Source organism: Pseudomonas sp. DCB_AW (assembly GCF_026240895.1).
In the GTDB taxonomy this organism is placed as follows: Bacteria; Pseudomonadota; Gammaproteobacteria; order Pseudomonadales; family Pseudomonadaceae; genus Aquipseudomonas; species Aquipseudomonas kermanshahensis.
Genome location: NZ_JAPFCE010000066.1, coordinates 20828 through 27597, shown reverse-complemented (window position 1 = coordinate 27597; position 6770 = coordinate 20828). Strand labels below are relative to the sequence as shown.

Here is a 6770-nt window from a genome sequence, read left to right as displayed (position 1 = left end):
AGCGCACCTTGATAGCGGGAATTGCCCTGTAACAGGTTCACCAGGTCATGGAAGCTGTCCTGGTAGGAATCGTACGAACGGAACGCTGCGGTTTCCTTGACGAACTGGCCATCGCGGAACTCGCTGGCGAAGAGGCCGGTAAGGCTAGAGATTATCTTCGGCTGCAATGGCCTCTTCGCAGCACAAGGCTGCTCCTACAGGGCTTGAAACCATCGCCGGAGCAGGAAAAAGAAACGCCCCGGCAAGCCGGGGCGCTCTAGGGATCACACGGAGTTGGCGTTTAGCGGTTCAACGTACACCTGCCTGGCGCAGGGCCGCGGGCTGGAAATCAGCCTTGCTGGCACTGAAGCCGAAGTCGTAGGCACGCTTCTCTTCGTTCTTCATGCCCAGCGCCAAATAACGACCCGACTGCAGGTCGTAGATGGTTTCCAGGGTGTACCAAGGCACCTCTTTGTTGTAGTACGGCTGGGAATGGGCTTCGGAAACGCGCCACAGCTGGCCACGGCCGTCGTACTGGTCGATCACTGCGGCCTGCCAGGTGTCTTCATCGATGTAGAAGTCACGCTTGGCGTAGATGTGCCGCTGGCCCGGCTTGAGGGTTGCGACCACGTGCCAGACGCGGCGCAGCTCGTAGCGCGACAAGTCTTGGTTGATGTGCCCGGCCTTGATGATGTCGGTGTACTTCAGCTTGGGGTCATCCAGCTTGAAGGCGTTGGAGGCGATGTACAGTTCCTTCTTGCCTTCCAGCTTCCAGTCGTAACGGTCTGGCGCACCGTTGAACATGTCCAGGTTGTCCGAGGTACGCAGGCCGTCGGCAGCGGTACCGGGGCCGTCGTATGACACTTGCGGTGCCTGCCGTACACGACGCTGGCCGGCGTTGTAGATCCACGCCTTGCGCGGCTCCTTCACCTGGTCGAGGGTTTCGTGCACCAGCAGCACGGTCCCGGCCAGGCGAGCGGGCGCGGTCACTTCCTGCTTGAAGTAGAACAGGATATTACCCGGGTTGCTTGCGTCGTAATCCTTCATCTTGTCGCGGAAGACGAACTGGTCGGAGAAATACACCGGGTTGAAAGAGCCGTTCTGCTGTGGCGTAGCCTGAGTAACCAGGCGGCTGACACTGCCCCCTCGGTAGCGTGTGATGTGGTTCCAGATCACTTCCAGGCCGCTTTTCGGGATCGGGAACGGCACCGCCGTATCGAAGTTGTTCAAGCCGTTGCCGCCTTCCACCAGTGTGGTCTGGGTGGCGTTTTTCTTGATGGCGGCGAATACATCGTCAGGCACGGTGGAGCCGCGGTGGGTCTTGAACACCGGGATCTTGAAGGTGTCTGGGTAGCGCTTGAACATTGCCACCTGGCCCGGCGAGAGCTTGTCCTTGTACTGGTCGACGTTCTGCGCGGTGATGGTGAACAGCGGCTTTTCGCTGCCATACGGGTCGGAAAGGAACCCCTTGGCATCGGCGCTGCCCGCTGTTTTCGACAGCGGTTGCCAAGCACTGATCGAGCCATCGGCGTTACCGGCCTTTTCGGCGCCCATCGGGGTCAGGGTGCTGCCCAGCTTGGCCGCCTCATCGGCAGACACCGCTGCCATGACACTGGTCGCCAGCAGGGACAGGCCCAGCACACCGGCTTGCAGCAGACTTCTGGTCTTGTTCATGTCGTGTCGTCCTGGATCAGTATTCTTAGAAGTTCACGCCGAAGCTGAGGGCGACGAAGTCGCGGTCATCCACGGTGCTGTACTTGCCGTCGAAGAAGTTGGTGTACGACAGGCTCGCCGTGTAGGTGTTCTGGTACTCGGCGTCCAGGCCCAGGCTGACGGCCTTGCGGCCTTCTTCAAAGTTGGCGCCAGGGCCGGGCGAGTAGCCGGAAACGTCATGCGACCAGGCCACGCTCGGCTTGAGGTTGACCCCGGCGAAGACGTCGTTGTAGTCCCAGATGACCCGGCCGCGGTAACCCCAGGAGGTGCTGGTGGTGTAGCCGTCGTTCTCGCACTTGCGATTCAGGTTGGTGGTCGATGCACCGGCACCCGCGCCTGCAATGGTGCTGGCGTTGAGCGCCTGGCAGGTGTCCGCGCCACCTGTGGCTGGCAGTGGGCCGGGGCCGAATACCGGGTCGCGGCCGTAGCGGGTTTCGTGGGCGTTTTCCAGGCCGCCGACATGGGTGACCCCCACCTCACCTACCACGGTCATGCGGCTGGCGCCCATCACCTGGTCGAAGAAGTGCGTCAGGGTGGTCTGGAACTGGGTGATTTCCTTGCGGCGGTAGCCGTGCAGGTCCTGGCCAGGGGTACCGGAGAGCAGCGAAGCGTTGCTCAGGGCGCCACCAATTGGGCGTACACCGGAGAACAGGATGTCGGTGGTATTGAGCTGCACAGGCGCGTTGGGGCGGTAGCTGACTTCACCACTCCAGGCGGTACCGGTAGGCAGCGTGGTGGAGAAGCTCAGGCCGTACAGGCGGATGTCCTCAGGGTACTCGACGAAGTACTCGGAGTTACCGGCCACGATCAGCGGTGCCAGCGCGCGCAACTGTGCCGGCAGGGCACTTAGGCCAGCGAACACGGAGGGCGGGGCACCGGTGGCGCTGAAGATCGGCGCACGGCTGTGGTAGTTCATGAAGTAGGCACCGAACTCGGTGTCCAGCGGGTCGAACATGTAGCGCAGCGCCACACCGAACTGGCCGCTGTCACGCGCATCACGGTCGGCCCCGCGACGCACCATCACGCCTTCCTCGTTGATGTTAACGCCCTGGGTGGCGAGGAACTGCTGGGCCGCGCCCGGTACTGTGCGGCTGCTGTTGAGCACGCGCAGGTTGTCGGTACAGCCGTCGGCAATGATGTCCGGCTGCGAGAAGAACGTGCCGCAGTTGTCGACGACGGTCTGGTCCCATTCGATCTGGTAGAAGGCCTCGGCCGACAGGTTGTCGGTCAGGCTCTGGGAGATGTAGAACATGTTGACCGGGATCAGGCCTTCCTTGATCTCGGCCCCAGGGCGGCGGAACGCGGACACGTCGATCGGGTTGATCGAGTTGATACCACCGCCGATGAAGGTACTCTCACCCCAGCTGACAACCTGCTTGCCCAGGCGCACCGAGCCTGGCATGTCACCAATCGAATAGTTGTGGTAGACGAACGCATCGAGCAGTTCGGCGCCGGACGACTTGGCGCCTTCCTTGCGGTTGGAGTCGCTGATGTCCTTGAACTGGCGGCTTTCGTCCTTGAGCTCGAAGTCATACCAGTACTTGCCACGCACGAACACCCCGGTGTCGCCGTACTTGAGCTCCAGGTCGTGGATGCCCTTGAAGATCTTGGAGAAGGTCTCGCCACGCTTGAAGTTGAGGTGACCGTCATCGGAGGTCTGCGACAGCCCCTTGCCGCCATTGTTGACCCCGATCAGGTTCTTGTTCGGGCTGGCGGTCGACCAGCTGGCGCCAACGGAGAGCGACGAGTCGAACTGCCCTTCGATTTCACCTATGTTGAAACTGACAGCGAAAGCAGGACTTGCGAGCGTGGAAGCAAGGCTGACGGCCAAGGGCAACTTGGCCCGGCGCCAGAACAGGTTTGCAGATTTCATCGACGCTACTCCATGTACTTTTTTGTTATGGCAGTGAGTCCTTTCAGAAACGGTCCGTGGGACCGGTGTGCAGGTTTGCACCTGCGGCAACACGGCTTGCGCGTGTCGCCCTCCCCCATTCCTGAAAATCTCCTGGCCTCGACTATAGCCAGCAAGGCACAGGCGCTTGATCCCTCTAAAGTGTGATTTGCGCTCCGTGCCGCCAACTCGCTACGAGGTTTTTCGGGTTACGTGCTGGCCGTGCTGAAGCATGGCGCATTTTTCCTGTTTGGCAAGGCGCCGAGCTCTCTAGCCTGCGGGTCGTGTTCTGTCGTCCACGACCCGCACGGGGTTTACAGGGTAGAAAGGAACGCACTGTTACTGGCCTGCCACTGGACGATGTCCTGGCGGATGCGTTTCTTGTCGAGTTTGCCGACACTGGTCTTGGGAATTTCAGTAACAACGGCGATCTGGCTTGGAATCGCCCATTTATTGATGTGCCCTTCTTCGACAAAAGGCTTGAGGTGGTCCTTGAGTGACTTGGCATCGATGGCCTGCCCATCACGTACCACCAACAGGGCAAACGGCCGCTCGCCCCACTGCGGGTCGGCGATCCCCACCACCGCCACTTCGCGCACGGCCGAATGACGGCTGATCAAGTCTTCGAGGTCGAGCGAGGATATCCACTCCCCGCCCGTCTTGATCACGTCCTTGATGCGATCGCGGATATCGATGTAGCCCATGCCGTCGAGGGTCGCGACATCACCGGTGTGCAGCCAGCCGCCCTGCCACAGCTCCTCGCTCTTTTGCGCCTCCTTGAAGTAACCCATGGTCAGCCAGGGCGCGCGCAGCACCAGTTCGCCCTGGGTCTCGCCATCGGCCGGGAGGAAATTGCCCTCGCCGTCGACGATCGCCGCCTCGACCAACGGCACCGGCACACCGGCCTTGATCCGGTAGGTGACACGCTCGTCCTCGCTGCCCGCCTGTAGCTCATCGTTCAGGTGCGCTGCCGAGATCAGCGGGCAGGTCTCGGACATGCCGTACGCGGCAGTCAGCTGGATGCCACGCGCCAGGGCCGCCTGATACAGCGAGCGGTTGAGCGCGCTGCCGCCGATGATGATCTTCCAGCCTGCGAAGTCCTGGCCCTGGGCGGTCGGGCAATTGAGCAACATCTGCAGGATGGTCGGCACGCAATGGGAGAAGGCGACCTGCTCTTCACGCCACAGCTTGACCAGCATGTCCGGCTCGTAACGCCCCGGGTACACCTGCTTCATGCCCAGCATGGTGGCGGCGTATGGGATGCCCCAGGCATGCACGTGGAACATCGGGGTAATGGGCATGTACACATCATCGCTGCCAAGCAGGCGCACGCTGTCGATACTGCCAGTGACCGACGTTTCGGCCAGGGTATGCAGCACCAGCTGGCGATGGGTGAAGTACACCCCTTTGGGGTTGCCGGTGGTGCCGGTGGTGTAGAAGGTGGTGGCCACCGAGTTTTCGTCGAAATCCGGGAAGTCATAGCGCGGGCTGGCGGCGGCAAGCAGTTGCTCGTACTCGCCGACCAGGTTGGGCAGCTCGGCGGTCTTGTCCGGGCCGTCGGTCAGCAGCAAGGTCTTGTCGACGGTGGTCAACTGCCCGGCAATCGCTTGGTAAAGGCCGACGAAGTCGCTGTTGACCAACACCACGCGGTCTTCGGCGTGGTTCATGGTGTAGAGGATTTGTTCTGGCGACAGGCGCACGTTGATGGTGTGCACCACCGCGCCGATCATCGGGATGGCGAACATGCATTCCAGGTAGCGATGGCTGTCCCAGTCCATCACCGCCACCGTGTCACCGGCCTTGACCCCGGCCTCAGTCAGCACATTGGCCAGGCGCGCGATACGCTCGTTGAGCTGTGGATAAGTCAGGCGCAGCTGATCGCGATAGACGATCTCGCGGGTTTTCTCGTAGCGGCTGCCGGACATCAGCAGGCGTTTGATCAGCAGGGGGTAGGCGTAGGCGCCTTCGGCGGGTTTGATGATGCGGGTCTGCAACATGGGTATCCCTTTTCTGAAAAACGGGCCGGACAAGTCTGGATCTACTGTAGTAGCTGAATGTGACGGTCAAATCAGCCGAAGGAATGATTTGGACCGGCAAGGTATGAGTGGCAGGCGTTGACGCGCGGTAACCGCGGGCTAGACACTGCGCTCAACCGCTTCGGACAGTGCCCCCGAAGTTGATGGCCCATTTCCCGTCCTGCCACCGGAGAACCCCATGCTCAGCTCGCGTCGCGCCGTGTTTCTCGATCACCAGTCACTGGACTTGGGTGACCTCGACCTGTCCCCTTTGCGGGGCCAGTTCGACGCATTCGAGCTGTTTGCCGCCACCCGTCCGGAGCAGGTTGCCGAACGCCTGCAGGGCGCCGTTGCGGTAATCAGCAACAAGGTCATGCTGGATGCCGCGACGCTTGCGGCCAACCCGCAGCTCGAGCTGATCCTGGTGGCCGCCACCGGCACCAACAATGTCGACCTGGCGGCGGCCCGCGCCCAAGGCATCACCGTGTGCAACTGCCAGGGCTACGGCACGCCGTCGGTGGCCCAGCATACCCTCGCCCTGCTGCTGGCCTTGGCCACGCGGCTGTGCGACTACAACCAGGCAGTGGCCGACGGCCAGTGGGCCAAGGCCAGCCAGTTCTGCCTGCTGGACTTCCCCATCGTCGAGCTGGAGGGCAAGACCCTCGGCCTGCTCGGCCATGGCGAACTGGGCGGCGCAGTGGCGCGGCTGGCCGAAGCCTTCGGCATGCGCGTCTTGAGCGGGCAGATCCCCGGCCGCCCGGAGCGCGCCGACCGCATGCCCCTGGAAGACCTGCTGCCGCAAGTGGACGCGCTGACCCTGCATTGCCCGTTGAACGAGCATACCCGGCACATGATCGGAGCCCGTGAGCTGGCCTTGCTCAAGCCCGGCGCCCTGGTGGTGAATACCGCACGGGGTGGCTTGATCGACGAACAGGCTCTGGCCGACGCCCTGCGCCAAGGCCACCTGGGTGGCGCCGCTACTGACGTGCTGAGCGTCGAGCCACCGGTCAACGGCAACCCGCTGCTGGCAGGCGATATCCCGCGCCTGATCATCACCCCGCACAGTGCCTGGGGTGCGGTGGAGTCGCGCCAGCGCATCGTCGGCCAGCTTAGCGAGAATGCCCAGGCCTATTTCGCCGGTCAGCCACGCCGCGTGGTCAGCTGAGCGCAGC

The 6770-nt window shown here is 62.4% G+C and carries 4 protein-coding genes and 1 pseudogene; 1 reads left to right on the top strand and 4 read right to left on the bottom strand.

Translation table 11 applies throughout. From position 1 onward, the window contains the following. The 4 genes and pseudogenes from OO306_RS23470 to OO306_RS23455 form a co-directional block, all read right to left on the bottom strand. Positions 1-125, bottom strand: a pseudogene (locus tag OO306_RS23470) (flagellar assembly peptidoglycan hydrolase FlgJ); the annotation flags it as partial. Between the two features lie 163 nt (positions 126-288). Continuing rightward, on the bottom strand, positions 289-1653 hold the full coding sequence (locus tag OO306_RS23465) for a DUF1329 domain-containing protein (protein WP_265970037.1): 1365 nt from the start codon (positions 1651-1653) through the stop codon (positions 289-291). A gap of 25 nt (positions 1654-1678) precedes the next feature. After that, complete coding sequence (locus OO306_RS23460) at positions 1679-3565, bottom strand: DUF1302 domain-containing protein (protein WP_027594444.1); 1887 nt, start codon at positions 3563-3565, stop codon at positions 1679-1681. Between the two features lie 332 nt (positions 3566-3897). Further along, on the bottom strand, positions 3898-5580 hold the full coding sequence (locus OO306_RS23455; RefSeq protein WP_265970036.1) for a fatty acid--CoA ligase: 1683 nt from the start codon (positions 5578-5580) through the stop codon (positions 3898-3900). A gap of 217 nt (positions 5581-5797) precedes the next feature. Between OO306_RS23455 and OO306_RS23450 the strand changes: the two genes are divergently transcribed. Beyond that, positions 5798-6763 carry a 2-hydroxyacid dehydrogenase gene (locus tag OO306_RS23450; RefSeq protein WP_265970035.1) on the top strand — a complete coding sequence of 322 codons (966 nt, stop codon included), beginning with the start codon at positions 5798-5800 and terminating at the stop codon, positions 6761-6763. Positions 6764-6770 lie beyond the last annotated feature (7 nt).